The sequence below is a fragment of the Pseudolabrys sp. genome (assembly GCF_050250095.1).
Lineage (GTDB): Bacteria > Pseudomonadota > Alphaproteobacteria > Rhizobiales > Xanthobacteraceae > Pseudolabrys.
Genome location: NZ_JBFWPH010000003.1, coordinates 440,361 through 455,886, shown reverse-complemented (window position 1 = coordinate 455,886; position 15,526 = coordinate 440,361). Strand labels below are relative to the sequence as shown.

Below are 15,526 nucleotides of genomic sequence, written 5' to 3'. Positions count from 1 at the left end.
ATCGTGAACACTCCGTTTCGCGACTCACCCCCCCGTGACGTCTCAGCGCCGGAATACCGTTATGCCTGTCGAGCACCCCGACGAGGAACTGCGCGCCGCGCAATCGCTGATCGAGGCGGCCGGCGTAGCGCTCGCCGCGCGGCATCCGGAGGATGCGTCGGGTTCGGTCGAGCATGTGCCGCTCGATTTTCTGGTGCGGCTGTTCGCGCGCTCGGCGGCGGAGGATCTCACTCGTTACGGCGCCGGCGATCTGCTGCAACTCGCCGAAAGCGCCTGGGCTTTCTTCGCGGCGCGTGAGCCGGGCGCTCCGAAGCTGCGCGTCGTGCCCGCGAAATTGTCGGCGCGGCCGGAAACGCTGATCGAGATCGTCAATGACGACATGCCGTTCCTGGTCGACTCGGTGCTGTCGGAGCTGCAGCGGCAGGGCCTGCGCATTCATCTCGTCGCCCATCCGGTGCTGATGGCGGAGCGCGGCGGCGCAGGCCAACTCGTCACATACGGCGAGGGCCACCGCGAGAGCTTCATCCATATTCATGTCGAGGCGGTCGCCGAGGCACGCGCCGCCGCGATCACGGAAGGGATCGAGGAGGCATTAAGCCAGGTGCGACTCGCGGTGACTGACTGGAAACCGATGCTCGCCCGCGTCGGCCAGCTTGTCGCTGAACTCAAAGCCAGTCCGCCGCCGCTGCCGGTCGAGGACATCGCGGAAGCCGTGCAGTTCCTCGAATGGCTGCTGGCCGACAACTTCACGTTTCTTGGCATTCGTGAATATGCGCTGTCGTCCTCGGGCGACGGGCTGACGCCGGATTTCGACAATGCGCTCGGTGTGATGCGCGCCCGCGACATGCGGGTGCTGCGGCGCGGCGATGAGCTGCTCGAATATACGCCGCAGATCATGGCTTTCCTGCACGAGCCGCGGCTGCTGATCGTCACCAAGGCGAATGTGCGCTCGCTGGTGCACCGGCACGTCCATCTCGACTATATCGGCGTCAAGCACTTCGACGCCGCCGGCAAGCTGATCGGCGAATTCCGCATCGTCGGGTTGTTCACCTCGACGGCTTACACGCGCTCGGTGCGCAACATTCCGTATCTGCGGCGCAAGTTCAAAGCGATCGAGAAGCGCGCCGGGTTTGCCGAGGACAGCCATTCCGGCAAGGCGCTGGCCAACGTCATCGAGAACTATCCGCGCGATGAGCTGTTCCAGATCGACGAGGACACACTCTACCGTTTCACGATGGCGATCCTCCAGCTCGACGAACGGCCGCGCGTACGCGTGCTGGCGCGGTCGGACGGTTTCGATCGTTTCGTCTCGGTGCTCGTCTTCGTGCCGCGCGAACGCTACGACAGCCGGGTGCGCGAGCGCGTGGGCGAGTATCTTGCCCGCGCCTTTGCCGGCCGGGTGTCGGCCTATTATCCGTCGTTTCCCGAAGGTCGGCTGGCGCGCGTGCATTTCATCATCGGCCGCGACAGCGGTCCGACGCCTGAGATCGACCGCACTACGCTGGAAGACGCGGTCGAGGATATCGTGCGCACCTGGGCCGACGGTTTCACCGCCGCGCTGGCTCAGGCGCATGAGCCGGCAAAGGCGCGCGCCTTGTTCGAGCGCTACGCTGCAGCGTTTTCTGCCGGCTACCGCGATGCCTATCGGCCCGCGGAGGCCGTGCACGATCTCGGTCTGATCGGGCAGTTGAGCGACGCGCATCCGCTCGGCGTCGAATTCTATCCGCACGGCGACGACGACCCGCGCACCGTCGGCCTGAAAGTGTGGAGCAAGGCGCGGCCGCTGCCGTTGTCCGAGCGCGTGCCGGTGCTGGAAAACATGGGCTTCCGCGTGGTCGACGAGCGCACCTTCCCCGTCGGCGCGCGCGAGGACGGTGAGGCCGACATCTGGCTGCATGACATGCTGCTCGAGCGCCGCGACGGCGGTCCGGTCGCGCTCGACAATCACAAGGCGCGGCTCGAAGCCGCCTTCGTTGCGGTGATGCGCGGCCTTGCCGAGAACGACGGCTACAATGCGCTTGTGCTGCTCGGCAGCCTGGCGTGGCGCGACGTGGTGTTGCTGCGTACCGTCTCACGTTTCCTGCGACAGGCGCGGGTGCCGTATTCGCAGGACTATATGTGGACGACGCTGACGCGGCATGCGGCGATTGCCGCCGATGTCGTCGCGCTGTTTCACACACGGTTCGATCCCGCAATCGGCCCGGGGCGGGAGAATGTCGAGAAGGGGATCGTTGCCCGGATCGAAAGCGCGCTCGGTCTGGTCGAGAGCCTCGACGAAGACCGCATCCTGCGCCACTTCGTCAACGCGGTGACCTCGGCGCTGCGGACGAATTTCTATCAATCCGGCGCCGACGGCCAGCCGAAGGCGCAGATCGCGATCAAGCTGGAAAGCCGCAAGATCACCGATCTGCCGGCGCCGCGACCGCTCTACGAGATCTTCGTCTATTCGCCGCGCGTCGAAGGCATCCACCTGCGCTTCGGCAAGGTGGCGCGCGGCGGCATCCGCTGGTCCGACCGGCCGCAGGATTTCCGCACCGAAATCCTCGGTCTCGTGAAGGCGCAGCAGGTCAAGAACGCCGTCATCGTTCCGGTCGGCGCCAAGGGCGGCTTCGTGCCCAAGCATTTGCCGAAGTCGCCGCGCGAGGCGGTGATGGCGGAAGGCGTCGCCAGCTACAAGCTGTTCATCGCGACGCTGCTCGATATCACCGACAACATCGCGCCGGACGGCAAGATCATCCCGCCGCGGGATGTGGTGCGGCATGACGGCGACGATCCCTACCTGGTCGTCGCCGCCGACAAGGGCACCGCGACCTTCTCCGACACGGCGAACGACATTTCCATCGCCCATGACTTCTGGCTGAACGACGCCTTCGCGTCCGGCGGTTCGGCCGGCTACGACCACAAGGCGATGGGCATCACCGCGCGCGGCGCGTGGGAGTCCGTCAAGCGGCACTTCCGCGAGATGAACGTCAACATCCACGACACGCCATTCACGGTGGCTGGCGTCGGCGACATGTCGGGCGACGTGTTCGGCAACGGCATGCTGCGTGAAAAGACGATCAGGCTGGTCGCCGCGTTCGACCACCGCGACATTTTCATTGACCCCGATCCGGACTCGGACAAGAGCTTTGCCGAGCGCAAGCGGCTTTACGATCTGCCGCGGTCGAGCTGGCAGGACTATGACAAGGCGCTGCTCTCGAAGGGCGGCGGCATCTATCCGCGGCAGGCCAAGGAGATTACGCTCAGCGCCGAGGCGCAGGCGTTGCTGGGCCTTGCCGAGCGCGTGACACCGCACGAGTTGATGCGCGCCGTGCTGAAGCTCAATGTCGATCTGCTGTGGTTCGGCGGTATCGGCACCTATATCCGCGCCTCGAGCGAAAGCGACGAGGCGGTTGGCGATCGCGCCAATGACGCAATTCGCGTCACCGGTGCGGACCTGCGCTGCAAGGTGATCGGCGAAGGCGCCAATCTCGGCATGACGCAGCGCGGCCGCGTCGAGGCGGCACAGCGCGACATCCGGCTCAACACCGACGCGATCGACAATTCGGCGGGCGTCAACACCTCGGACATCGAAGTCAATATCAAGATCGCGCTCGCCGCGCCGGTGCGCGCCGGCAAGCTCTCCATCGAGGCGCGCAACGTGCTGCTGGCCGAGATGACCGATGAAGTCGCCCGCCTCGTGTTGCGCAACAACTACCAGCAGACTCTAGCGCTGTCGCTCGCGCAGCGGCGCGGCCTCGAGGATCTCGGTTTTCAGCAGCGGCTGATGCAGCTTCTCGAAAAACACGGTCATCTCGATCGCGCGGTCGAATATCTGCCCGACGAGCTGGCGCTGGCCGACCGGCGCAAGCGCAACCAGCCGCTGACGCGGCCGGAGCTGGCCGTGTTGCTCGCCTACGCCAAGCTCACGCTCTACAACGATCTGCTCGATTCATCGGTGCCGGACGATCCCTATCTCGGCCGCGAGCTGAACCGCTATTTCCCCAAGGAAATGACCGAGCGGTTTCCGCAGGCCCTGCAGGATCATCGATTGCGTCGCGAGATCATCGCGACACAACTGACCAACTCGATGATCAATCGCGGCGGCGCGACACTGATCGTGCGGATCGGCGATCAGACCGGCGCGGCCCCGCCGGAAATTGCCGCCGCCTTCGCCGCCGTGCGCAACAGTTACGGTCTTGTCGAATTGAACTCCGAGATCGATGCGCTGGACAACAAGGTGCCGGGCGGCGTCCAGTTGTCGCTCTATGCCGCCGTGCAGGACCTGCTGCTCGACCGGTTGGTCTGGTTCCTGCGCAACGTCGATCTCGCCGCCGGGCTTGAGAAGGTCATCGCGCATTACCGCGACGGCATCGCGCAGGTGGAGAAGGCGCTCGACGATGCGCTGTCGAAGCAGGCGTCGGGGGCGCGCGCGGCGCGCATCGCGGAACTGACCAAGGCCGGCGTGCCGGAGCGGCTTGCACGTCGGATTGGCAGCCTCACGGAACTGAAATCCGCGCCGGATATCGTGCTGGTGGCCGACCGCGCGAAAAAGCCCGTTGCCGAGGTCACCGCGACCTATTTCGCGACCGAAGCCTTCTTCCAGCTCGATCGCGTCGCCAGCGCGGTGCCGGGCATCGTCGTTACGGACTATTTCGACCGCCTCGCGCTGGACCGCGCGCTCGATTCGATCGGCGATGCGGAACGGCGGCTCACCGCCGCGATGGTCGGCAACGGCAAGGACGCGGGCGCAGCAGGCGCCGGTGCGGTCGAGCATTGGGTCGAGCCGCGCAAGGCGGAGGTGGAGCGCATCCGCGCCGCCATTCACGAGATCGCCGGTTCCGGCCTCACGCTGTCCAAGCTGACGGTGGCGGCGAGTCTGCTGGGCGATCTGGCGCGAGAATAACGCCCGTGCGACTTTCTAATGCCGGAAATGCCGCGTGCCGGTCACCACCATCGCAATATTGTGCTCGTCTGCGGCCTTGATGACCTCGTCGTCGCGCATCGAGCCGCCGGGCTGGATCACCGCGGTTGCGCCCGCTTCGATGGCGACCAGAAGACCATCCGCGAAGGGGAAGAAGGCGTCGGAGGCGACCACCGAGCCTTTGGTCATCGGCGCGGCGAGGCCTAATTCCTTGGCGGCGTCTTCGGCCTTGCGGGCGGCAATGCGCGCGGAATCGACCCGGCTCATTTGCCCCGCGCCGATGCCGACGGTGGCGAGATCCTTCGCGTAGATGATTGTGTTCGACTTCACATGCTTGGCGACACGAAAGGCGAATCGCAGGTCGCGTAATTCCGCCTCGGTCGGCGCGCGTTTGGTCGCGACCTTGAGTTGCATGTCGTCGATCACCGCATTGTCGCGGGATTGCACGAGCAGTCCGCCGGCGACCGTCTTTGCCATCCAGCCGCGCTCGCGCGGATCGGGCAGGCCGCCGGCCAGCAGCAGGCGCAGGTTCTTCTTGGCGGCGACAATCGAAACCGCTTCCTCGTCGGCGTCCGGCGCGATGATGACTTCGGTGAAAATGTCGGTGATCGCGCGCGCGACTTCGGCGTCGAGCTTGCGATTGAGGGCGACGATGCCGCCGAAGGCCGACGTCGTGTCGCAGGCAAGCGCTTTCCGGTAGGCGGCAAGCAGGGAGCCGCCCTCGGCCACGCCGCACGGATTGGCGTGCTTGACGATGACGCAGGCGGCGGTGCGCGCCGGATCGAACTCCGCAACACATTCATAGGCGGCGTCGGTGTCGTTGATGTTGTTGTAGGACAGCTGCTTGCCCTGCACCTGCTTCGCGGTGGCGACGCCGAAGCGCGCGACCGGTCCTTTGTAGAACGCCGCGCTCTGGTGAGGGTTCTCGCCGTAGCGCAACGCCTCCGCGAGCTTGCCGCCGAAGGCGCGGTAGTCCGGCGCGGCATTGCTCAGCACGTCGGCGAACCAGTTGGAGATCGCGGCGTCATAGGCGGCAGTTCGGGCATAGGCCTTGGCGGCGAGCGAGCGGCGCAGGCGGGCGGTCGTCATGCCGCTGTGTTTGGCGAGATCGTCGAGCACGCGCGCATAATCCTCGACATCGACCACCACCGCGACGTCGTCGTGGTTCTTGGCCGCGGCTCGGATCATCGCCGGACCGCCGATGTCGATGTTCTCGACGCAATCCTCGAAGCTTGCACCCTTCGCGACCGTCGCCTCGAACGGATACAGATTGACCACCAGCAGATCGATCGGGCGGATGTGGTGTTCCGCCATCGACGCCTGATGTTCCTTGTTGTTGCGGATCGCCAGCAGGCCGCCATGCACTTTCGGATGCAGCGTCTTGACGCGGCCGTCCATCATCTCCGGAAAGCCGGTCAGCTCCGCGACATCGATCACCTTGAGGCCGGCGTCCTTGATCGCTTTCGCCGTGCCGCCGGTCGACACCAGTTCGACGCCGAATTCCGACAGGGCGCGGGCGAATTCGATCAGCCCGGTTTTGTCGGATACCGACAGCAGGGCGCGCAGAACGCGGCGGGGATGGTCGCTCATGGGATCCTCATTCGCCGCCATATCGACCGGGTGAGCCTGCGATTGCAAGCCGACTTTGGCCGCGCGCTGTGGAGTTCCCCGCCGATTACATTTCCAGCGGCAGTTCCGGCTCGTCGGTGCGGTAGCGGCGGGCACCCTGACTGGCGCGTGGCGTATGCTGGAAGCTCCAGGCGGCGCGCGGCCGGGCGCGCGCCTGGCCGTACATCACGATCTGCACGGTGCGGCGCGGGCCGTCGGGACCTGCGAGATAGACGCTCTCCTCGATCTCGACCGGATAACCGTGCGAGTCGAAGGTCCACACGTCGCGGTCGGGCAGCGTCAGCATGACGCCGTGGCCGTCGGTCAGCCGGTTCGCCTTCACGGCGGGATGCAGATGAAAACGGATCGCGTAGTCGTCGGCGCCCTTCTTCGGGAGGCTGTCGCCATGCGCGGGCAGGAAATTGTCCTCGCCGTGGATTTCGCGGCCGTCGGCGGCAAGCCGCAGCACGCGGCGATGCAGGATGCCGAATTCGCGGGCATAGCCGTCGTGGGTGGCCGAGAGAATGATGCCGTCCTGCGTCTCGTGGCGCTCGGTTGCGACCCGGTGCGGCCCGCCGACAATCGGGATGCCGCCGAGCAGCCGGCGAAACGACGTCCCGCTGCCAAGCTGGGCCGACGAGGTGTCGTTGAACGTCACGGTGGAATGAGCGGCGGTGGTGCGCGCGACCTGGCGCCAGTTCTCGCGATTCATCGCCGGCAGGCCGCAATTGACGATCAGCCGATGGCGCTTCCACGACGTTTCGAACGAGAGGCAGCCGGCGTGGCCGTCTTGGCTCACGGAGAGCGGCGGCGGCTTGCCGGTGTCCATCAGCATCACGGTGTCGCCGGTCTCGAGCCGCTGGTAGCCGGAATGCGGTGCGTTGGCGACGGGCGCGCCGCGTGCGTCATCGTAGGCGAGCACCGTGGCGAGCAGATCGACCGGCGTCGGCCCCATGCCGTTGAACTGGCCGAAATTGCCGTCGCCCAGCCGGAAGAAGCGCAGCATCGGCATCATGCGGTCGATCGAGTTGTTGAGGCCGGCGGGCGGCGGCACGTTGCGATGCGCCAGTACCTGCCGCAGCGGCAAGAGGTCGAGCAGGATGTCGATCAGCGTGCCGGGGTTGCGGCTGATGTGGCCGCCGTCGGGAAGAATCTGCCGGTCGAGCTCGGCAGTCAGCCGCCGCAGCATCGGCCGCAGCTGTCGCGACTGGCCGTCCATGCACAGCGCGACGAGGCAGAGCGCGACAAGCGCCTGGATGCGCACCGCGCCGTCGGGCGCGTTGCGCACGGTGTGGCGCAGATAGCGCGCTTGCCGCGCGAGGCTGCGAATGAAGCGGCGGTAGAATTTTGCGTCGGCGTCCTGAAGAACGAGCGGCGCCTGCGACAGCCATGAGATGATCCGCCGCGACAGAATGTCGATGCGCCAACCGGTCTTGTGCCAGCCGCCCTGAATGCTGATCCAGTCCTCGACCAGAGCGCGGGCGTTGGAGCGGGTGATCGCGGAATCCGCCGCGCGCAGATGGCGCAGCCAGCCGAAGCCGAGCAGCGTCACCGCCCACTCGTCGGACGGTGGCGTCATTTCGAACGGGGAGCGGCGATCGCAGATCACGACCTTGCCGGCGAAGGCAAAGCGGCCGCCGTAGATTTCGGAAGCGCGCGTGGCGTCGGTGGTGCGCAGGTCCTGCGGCGCGACCAGCAAACGGTCGGTACCGGCCGGCGTATAGCGCCAGCGCAGCAGCGGATGCGCCTTGATGCCGCCTGCGAAGCCTTGCAGGGCACGACGGACGATCAGCGTGGAGAGCTTCATTCTCTCCCCGATCGTGACCTGTGGCATGAAGGCTCTCGTTGTTGGCGCGTGCGGGCGATTCTCCCGTCCTCTCCTCAAGATAGCGAAGGGGGCCGGACCGGCCAATATTGACACCGGAGAGGCCGGAAAAGGCGGCTATTCACGCACGAGCCGCGCGGCGAAGAAGCCGTCGAGCCCGCCCCATCGCGGCTCCGAATCGGGCAAGTGGCAGGGCAGCGTTCGCAGGTCGCCTTCGGTGGTGATGAATTCGGCATGGCCGAACAGCTCGCCGGGCGTCAGCGGCGCGCGCTGGACACGCGGATCGCGCGCGAGCAATGCCGCGATTTGCTCCGCGCCTTCCTCCAGCTCGAGCGAGCACACGCAATAGACGAGCGTGCCGCCCGGCTTCGTCAGTTCGACGGCGCGGTCGAGCAGACGGCTTTGCGTCGGACCGAGCGCGGCGATGTCGGCATCGCTTTTCAGCCAGGGCACGTCGGGATGCCGGCGGATGGTGCCGGTCGAGGAGCACGGTGCGTCGAGCAGCACGGCGTCGAACGGTCCGCCCGACCACTCGGCAAGATCGGCAACGACGGTCTCGGCCGTCAGCGACAGTCGCTTGAGATTGTCCCGCAGCCGGTTCATGCGCGCGGGCGAACGGTCGATGGCAGTCACATGCGCACGCTGCGCAGCGAGTTGCGCGGTCTTGCCGCCAGGCGCGGCACACAGGTCTGCGACCGTCTTGCCGGCAAGATTGCCGAACAGCCGCGCCGGCAGCGCTGCGGCGGCGTCCTGCACCCACCACGCGGCCTCATGGAAGCCGGGCAGCAGCGTGACGTCGCCCTGCGCCAGTGTGCGCACGGTGCCGGTCGGTAGCACGCGCCCATGCAGGCGTTCCGCCCAGTGCGCGGCATCGTCCTTCACCGTGACATCGAGCGCCGGCTCGCGGCCGTTGGCGAGAGCGATCTCGCGGGCGGTATTCTCGCCATAGGCACGGGTCCAGCGCGACATCAGCCAGTCCGGGGTGTCGTAAGGCGTTTCGGTATCGATGGCGGTGCGGTCGCGTGCCACACGCCGCAGCACCGCGTTGATCAGCCCGGCGTAGCGCGCTGCGCGGCGGTCGGCCTGCGCGAGCCGGACGCTGAGATCGACTGCGGCGTGATCGGGCACGTCGAGCCAGAGAATTTGCGTCGCGCCGATCAGCAGGATGGCTTCGGCACGCGGGGCGTCGGCGGGAAAGCCGCGGTCGAGGAAACCGCCGATGAAGTGACGCAGCGTGCCGCGCCGGCGCAGCGCGGTCGTGACGAGCCGGCGCATCAGCGCGCGGTCGCGGTCGGCAAGCCCCGGAAGGCCGGCATGGGCGCTCTTGCCGGACAACTGCTCGTCGAGCGGCAGGCGGCGCCGCAGCACGCCCTCGAGAATATCGACGGCGATGCGGCGGGCGGAAAGTCCGGGAACTTCGGGCTGGGGCGAACGGCTGGGACGGGCCATCGGGCGATTCATGTGGCGATTGTTGCCACGAATGGGGGACGAGGTGGGATCAAACGAGCGGACAGGCAGTCGATAACGTGAGCCAAGCGGCCAAATGAGCAGGCCGTTGCGGCGGGACGATGACCGCGGCGTAGGTTGTGGCTTTTGCCAACGACTCAATCCCAGATTGCGCTTGCCGAATCGTGCTTTTAATCCTAAACATCGGAAAATGTTCCTGACAGCGAAATCGCAAGGCTCCACGGCGCGGCAAGGCGCGCTGCTGTTCGCCGCCGCGGCCTTTGCCGCCGGGCTTTGCGCCGGTTTCGGCAGCGGCGTCTGGCTGACGCCGCGGCTAGCGGACAGCGCTGTGGCGGCAGCGCCGGCGTCAACGCCCGCGATGCCGTCGACGCTGCGGTCCGGCCACCCGGCGCAGGTGCTGAAGGTGATCGACGGCGACACATTCGAGGCGCGCGTCGCGGTGTGGCCCGGCATGGAGATCACCACGAAGGTGCGGCTGCGCGGAATCGACGCGCCGGAAATGAGCGCGCGCTGCGAGGATGAATATCGCCGCGCAGTGATCGCGCGCGACGCGCTGGCCCGCATGCTGGCCGAAGGCGATGTCGGGATTTCGCGGATCGGCCAGGACAAGTATGGCGGCCGTGTCGATGCGGAGGTGTCGACGCGCGCAACCCGCGACGTGGCGGCGCAATTGCTCGCGGCAGGCGCGGTGCGCCGCTACGAGGGTGGCCGGCGGCGAGGCTGGTGCGGGTAGCGCGTTACGGCAGCACGTAAACGCGCGTGCCGATGCCGACGCGACGGTAGAGATCGAGAATGTCGCGGTTATACATCCTGATACAACCATGCGAGACGAAATGGCCGACCGAGCTGGGGCTGTTGGTGCCGTGGATCGCGTAATTGCCGCGGTTGAGGCCGAGCACCGCTTCGCCCATCGGATTGGACGGCGAGCCGCCGGCAATGACGCGGGGCAGATGCGGTTCGGCGCGGCGAATGTCGCGCGGCGGCGACCAGTCGGGGCGGATCAGCATCGTGTCGATGGAGGCCGTGCCGTGCCACGCCATGCCGGCGCGGCCGACGCCGACCGGATAGCGGATCGCCTGCCCATTGCCGATGACGTAGAGCAGCGTGCGCTGGTTGGTCAGCACGACGATTGAGCCCGCCGGATAGCCGCTGCGTATCGGCACCACGTCGCGCGCCGAGGCCGCCGTCGCGGCGATGGCCGTGAGCGCGACAATCAGAATGGCGAGAAGACGGCGCACTGCTTGCATCACCGTTCGACGATCACCGGCGTGCCGACTTCGACGAGCCGGTACAGCGCCTTGATATCGGCATTGCGCATGCGGATGCAGCCATAAGAGACGAAGCCGCCGATCGAGGCGGGATTGTTGGTGCCGTGGATGGCGTATTCGCCGCCGCGCAGCGTCAGCGCCGCGGCGCCCATCGGATTGCGCGGGGAGCCGCCGGGAATGACCTTCGGCAAATTCGGATGGTCGCGGCGAATGACCTCCGGTGGCGCCCAGTCCGGCTCGATATATTTGCCTTCGATCTTGGCACGGCCGAGCCACTGCTGGCCCTCGCGGCCGACGCCGACGGAAAACCGCAGCGCCCGCTCGCGGTCGATGACATAGAGCAACCGGCGCTCGCCGGTTTTCACGACGATGGTGCCCGGCGCGTAACCGGACACCTTGACGACATCATGTGTCGCAGGATGTGCCGCGACGGCTGCCAGCATGGCGCCTGCGGTGATCATCACCACAAAGAGAACGGCTCGCGTCAACACACGCGACATTGGAAGGACCCCAACCGAAAAACGAGTGGGGCGATGATAATGCGCCGCGCGCGGGGGTAATCAGGAAGCTGGCGGTAACGTAAACGCGCAAATGCGGCGCGCGGCGTTTACCATTGCGGCAAGGCTTCGCCGGCCTGAATTATGTCCGGCATTGCCGAGGCGCGGATGGTGCCGGGCATTTGACATGCATCAAAGCGATACGCCGCGGTAGCTGCAAGAATGTAGTCATTGAACGATCGGGGACTTATCCCGAAACCATCTCCCAGGCGTCGGTCCTGCAATCTGCCGACGCAATTCGGCCCGCCGAAAGGCGGGCCGATTTTTTAGCGTCGCGAGGTGCGTGCCATCTAGGCGGTGGCGCGCTTGTTCTGCCGGTTGTTGACGAGATCGTCGACCACGGCGGGATCGGCGAGTGTCGAGGTGTCGCCGAGCGCCTTGAAGTCGTCCTCGGCGATCTTGCGCAGGATGCGGCGCATGATCTTGCCGGAGCGCGTCTTCGGCAGGCCCGGCGCGAACTGGATCTTGTCCGGCTGGGCGATGGCGCCGATCTCCTTGCGCACCCACTGAACGAGTTCCTTGCGCAGGTCGTCGCTCGCGGGTTCGCCCGCCATCAGCGTGACGTAGGCATAGATGCCCTGGCCCTTGATGTCGTGCGGGTAGCCGACCACGGCGGCCTCCGACACTTTGGGATGCGCGACCAGCGCGCTCTCGACTTCCGCGGTGCCCATGCGGTGGCCGGACACGTTGATGACGTCGTCGACGCGGCCGGTGATCCAGTAATAGCCGTCCTCGTCGCGGCGGCAGCCGTCGCCGGTGAAGTACTTGCCCGGATAGGTCTTGAAGTAGGTGTCGACGAAACGCTGATGGTCGCCATAGACCGTGCGCATCTGTCCCGGCCACGAATCCGCGATGCAGAGATTGCCGGTGCAGGCGCCCTCGAGCACCTTGCCGTCGGCGTCGACAATCTGCGGCTTGATGCCGAAGAACGGCAACGTCGCGGACCCCGGCTTCTGCGCGATGGCGCCGGGCAGCGGCGAGATCATGATGCCGCCGGTCTCGGTCTGCCACCAGGTGTCGACCACCGGGCAGCGGCTGTCGCCGACCACGCGATAGTACCACTCCCACGCCTCGGGATTGATCGGCTCGCCGACCGAGCCGAGCAGCCGCAGCGTCTGGCGCGAGGCTTTCTTCACCGGCGCGTCGCCGGCCTGCATCAGCGCGCGGATCGCGGTCGGCGCGGTGTAGAAGATGTTGACCTTGTGCTTGTCGCAGACCTCCCAGAAGCGCGACATGGTCGGATAATTCGGTACGCCTTCGAACATCAGCGTGATCGCACCGTTCGCCAGCGGGCCGTAGACGATATAGCTGTGTCCGGTGACCCAGCCGACGTCGGCGGTGCACCAGTAGATGTCGCCGTCGTGATAGTCGAAGACGTATTTGTGCGTCATCGCGGCATAGAGCTGGTAGCCGCCGGTGGTGTGCAGCACGCCCTTCGGCTTTCCGGTCGAGCCCGAGGTGTAGAGAATGAACAGCGGATCCTCCGCGTTCATCTCCTCGCAAGGGCATTCGGCGGTCACCTGCGCCGCGGCTTCGTGATACCAGACGTCGCGGACCGGATCCCAGTCGATCTTGCCGCCGGTGCGCTTGACGACGATGACGTGATCGACGCCGCCCACTTTTGCGATGGCCGCGTCGGTGTTGGCCTTGAGCGGAATCTTGCGGCCGCCGCGCACGCCTTCGTCGGCGGTGATGACGACGTTCGACTTGCAGTCCTCGATACGGCCGGCGAGCGAGTCGGGCGAGAAGCCGCCGAACACCACCGAGTGGATGGCGCCGATGCGCGCGCAGGCAAGCATCGCGTAGGCTGCCTCCGGTATCATCGGCATGTAGATGGTGACGCGGTCGCCTTTCTTGACGTTGCGCAGTCGCAGGATGTTGGCCATGCGGCAGACTTCGTCGTGCAGTTCCTGATAGGTGATGATCTTGTCGTCGGTCGGCTCGTCGCCTTCCCAGATGATTGCGGTCTGATTGGCGCGCGTCTTCAGGTGGCGGTCGATGCAGTTGTAGGCGACGTTGAGGACGCCGTCTTCGAACCATTTGATCGAAACATTGTCCGGCGCGTAGGAGGTGTTCTTGATCCTGGTCGGCGTCTTGTACCAGTCGAGCGTCCTGGCCTGCTCGGCCCAGAAAGCATTCGGGTCCTTGGTCGAGGCCGCATACATTTCCTTGTACTTCGCCGCGTTGACGAAGGCGCGAGTTGTCCACTCAGCCGGAACCGGATGGATGTGGTCGTCGGACATTTACTGATCCCTCCCGCCCGGACAGGCGCGTTTGACGCTCCGGGCCGCCGTTTTTCGTGACTTTGCCCATATTATGCGCTCGCCGCGCCGCCAGCGACAAGGGCGGCGAGGTGCGACTTTCGTTGCGTTTTCAGCGTGTTCGCCGCGTTCTCGTCATGGCTGGGCTTGTCCCGGCCATCCACGTCTTGCTTGGCGTCAGTTTGGAAGACGTGGATGCCCGGCATAAAGCCGGGCATGACAGATTCTACTTCAGCCCGCCCATCTTGCAGACGAGCTTCCATTCGTCCGCGGTCACCGGCTGAACCGACAGCCGCGACAGCTTAATCAGCGCCATGTCCTTGAGCTTCGGTTCCTGCTTGATCGCCTCGAGCGTCACCGGCTTCGGCAGCGGCTCGACCGCCTTGAAATCGACGACGACCCAGGGGTCGCCCGCCTTCGCGGTCGGGTCCGGATAGTGCTCGCGCGCAACTTCGACGACGCCGACGACCTCCTTGCCGATATTGGAGTGATAGAAGAAGGCGCGGTCGCCCTTCTTCATCTTCATCAAGTTGAGCTTCGCGGTGTGATTGCGCACCCCGGTCCAGGCTTCGCCCTTGGCGCCTTTCTTGCTCTGCTGCTCGAACGACCAGACATCCGGTTCCGATTTCACGAGCCAGTAAGCCATTTCGCTATTCCTCTCCGACGGGGCGCGCGAGCAGCGCCTCGATCGCCGCGTCGATGGTGAGCTTGCCGGCGATGACGGCGGCAATGGCGGCGGCGATCGGCATCTCGACGTTCTTTGCGCGCGCCATGTCGAGCAGCACCGGCGCGGTGAAGGCGCCTTCGCAAAGCTTGCCGCCGCCGGCCTCGCGCGGGCTCTTGCCCTGTGCGAGATCGACGCCGAACGAATAATTGCGCGACTGCGGGCTCGAGCAAGTAAGCACCAGATCGCCGAGGCCGGACAGGCCGGTGAGCGTTTCCGCCTTTGCGCCATAGGCCTTGCCGAAGCGCATCAGCTCGGCAAAGCCGCGGGTGATCAACGCGGCTGCCGCGCTCGCGCCGAACTTGCGGCCGGCGACGACGCCGGCTGCGATCGCCAGCACGTTCTTCGCTGCGCCGCCGATCTCGACGCCGCGCACGTCGCCCGAATGATAGGGCCGGAATGTCGGCGAGCCGATCGCCTGCGCCAGCGCAGCCGCAAGCGCCGTATCATGCGCCGCAAGCGTCACCGCGGTCGGCAGCCCGCGCGCAACATCGATCGCGAAACTCGGGCCGGAGAGAATAGCCGGTGAGGCGTTCGGCGCGCATTCGCCGACGATCTCGGTCATGAACTTGCCGGTGCCGCGCTCGATGCCCTTCGCCGCGGTCACGACCGGCGTGCCGTTGCTGATCAGCGTGGCGAGCTCGGTGAGTACGGAGCGCGCCGCCTGCGCCGGCACGACGAGAAGGACGGCCTGCGCTTTCGCAGCGACGGCAAGATCCCGCGTGACGGCAATCGCGTCATGCAGTTTCACGCCGGGCAGGAACCTGCTCTCGCGCTTTTCTTTCAGATAGGCGGCGTTGCCGGCGTCGAATTCCCACAGCGTCACGCTGCGGCCGGCGCGCGCGCAGGCATCTGCCAGCGCGCTGCCCCACGCGCCGCCGCCGAGCACGGAGATGGTGTCGAAGCCGCTCAC

General features: G+C 66.3%; 11 protein-coding genes. 2 read left to right on the top strand and 9 right to left on the bottom strand.

Features of this window, described 5'->3' with window-relative positions:
• The first annotated feature begins 61 nt into the window (after positions 1 to 61).
• Entirely contained in the window at positions 62 to 4,885 is a 4,824-nt protein-coding gene (locus tag AB7F10_RS11650) for an NAD-glutamate dehydrogenase (RefSeq protein ID WP_428561010.1), read from the top strand.
• Positions 4,886 to 4,900: 15 nt separating this feature from the next.
• Here the strand turns inward: AB7F10_RS11650 and purH are convergent, their stop codons facing one another.
• The 3 genes from purH to AB7F10_RS11635 all read right to left on the bottom strand — a co-directional run bounded on the left by purH (position 4,901) and on the right by AB7F10_RS11635 (position 9,785).
• Positions 4,901 to 6,493 (bottom strand): bifunctional phosphoribosylaminoimidazolecarboxamide formyltransferase/IMP cyclohydrolase, encoded by a 1,593-nt coding sequence (gene purH / locus AB7F10_RS11645; RefSeq protein ID WP_428561008.1) that lies wholly within the window; start codon positions 6,491 to 6,493, stop codon positions 4,901 to 4,903.
• A gap of 85 nt (positions 6,494 to 6,578) precedes the next feature.
• Positions 6,579 to 8,345: a heparinase II/III family protein gene (locus AB7F10_RS11640; RefSeq protein ID WP_428561006.1), complete on the bottom strand. Its 1,767-nt coding sequence runs from the start codon at positions 8,343 to 8,345 to the stop codon at positions 6,579 to 6,581.
• Positions 8,346 to 8,453: 108 nt separating this feature from the next.
• A complete protein-coding gene (locus tag AB7F10_RS11635) occupies positions 8,454 to 9,785 on the bottom strand; it encodes an RsmB/NOP family class I SAM-dependent RNA methyltransferase (protein ID WP_428561004.1) in 1,332 nt (443 codons plus the stop codon).
• Between the two features lie 208 nt (positions 9,786 to 9,993).
• On the opposite strand from AB7F10_RS11635, the gene AB7F10_RS11630 reads away from it, so the two are divergent.
• The gene (locus AB7F10_RS11630; RefSeq protein ID WP_428561001.1) at positions 9,994 to 10,536 is read left to right on the top strand and encodes a thermonuclease family protein; all 543 of its coding nucleotides are present in this window, start codon (positions 9,994 to 9,996) and stop codon (positions 10,534 to 10,536) included.
• Between the two features lie 4 nt (positions 10,537 to 10,540).
• On the opposite strand, the gene AB7F10_RS11625 is transcribed toward AB7F10_RS11630, so the two are convergent.
• From AB7F10_RS11625 to AB7F10_RS11600, 6 genes are all read right to left on the bottom strand, one after another.
• Positions 10,541 to 11,050: a L,D-transpeptidase gene (locus tag AB7F10_RS11625; RefSeq protein ID WP_428561570.1), complete on the bottom strand. Its 510-nt coding sequence runs from the start codon at positions 11,048 to 11,050 to the stop codon at positions 10,541 to 10,543.
• On the bottom strand, positions 11,050 to 11,571 hold the full coding sequence (locus AB7F10_RS11620; protein WP_428560999.1) for a L,D-transpeptidase: 522 nt from the start codon (positions 11,569 to 11,571) through the stop codon (positions 11,050 to 11,052). Before AB7F10_RS11620 ends, AB7F10_RS11625 begins: the two co-directional genes overlap by 1 nt.
• A gap of 347 nt (positions 11,572 to 11,918) precedes the next feature.
• The gene (gene acs, locus AB7F10_RS11615; protein WP_428560997.1) at positions 11,919 to 13,871 is read right to left on the bottom strand and encodes an acetate--CoA ligase; all 1,953 of its coding nucleotides are present in this window, start codon (positions 13,869 to 13,871) and stop codon (positions 11,919 to 11,921) included.
• Between the two features lie 71 nt (positions 13,872 to 13,942).
• Positions 13,943 to 14,107: a hypothetical protein gene (locus AB7F10_RS11610; RefSeq protein WP_428560995.1), complete on the bottom strand. Its 165-nt coding sequence runs from the start codon at positions 14,105 to 14,107 to the stop codon at positions 13,943 to 13,945.
• Positions 14,108 to 14,115: 8 nt separating this feature from the next.
• On the bottom strand, positions 14,116 to 14,535 hold the full coding sequence (locus AB7F10_RS11605; protein WP_428560993.1) for an EVE domain-containing protein: 420 nt from the start codon (positions 14,533 to 14,535) through the stop codon (positions 14,116 to 14,118).
• A gap of 4 nt (positions 14,536 to 14,539) precedes the next feature.
• The gene (locus AB7F10_RS11600; RefSeq protein ID WP_428560990.1) at positions 14,540 to 15,526 is read right to left on the bottom strand and encodes an NAD(P)H-dependent glycerol-3-phosphate dehydrogenase; all 987 of its coding nucleotides are present in this window, start codon (positions 15,524 to 15,526) and stop codon (positions 14,540 to 14,542) included.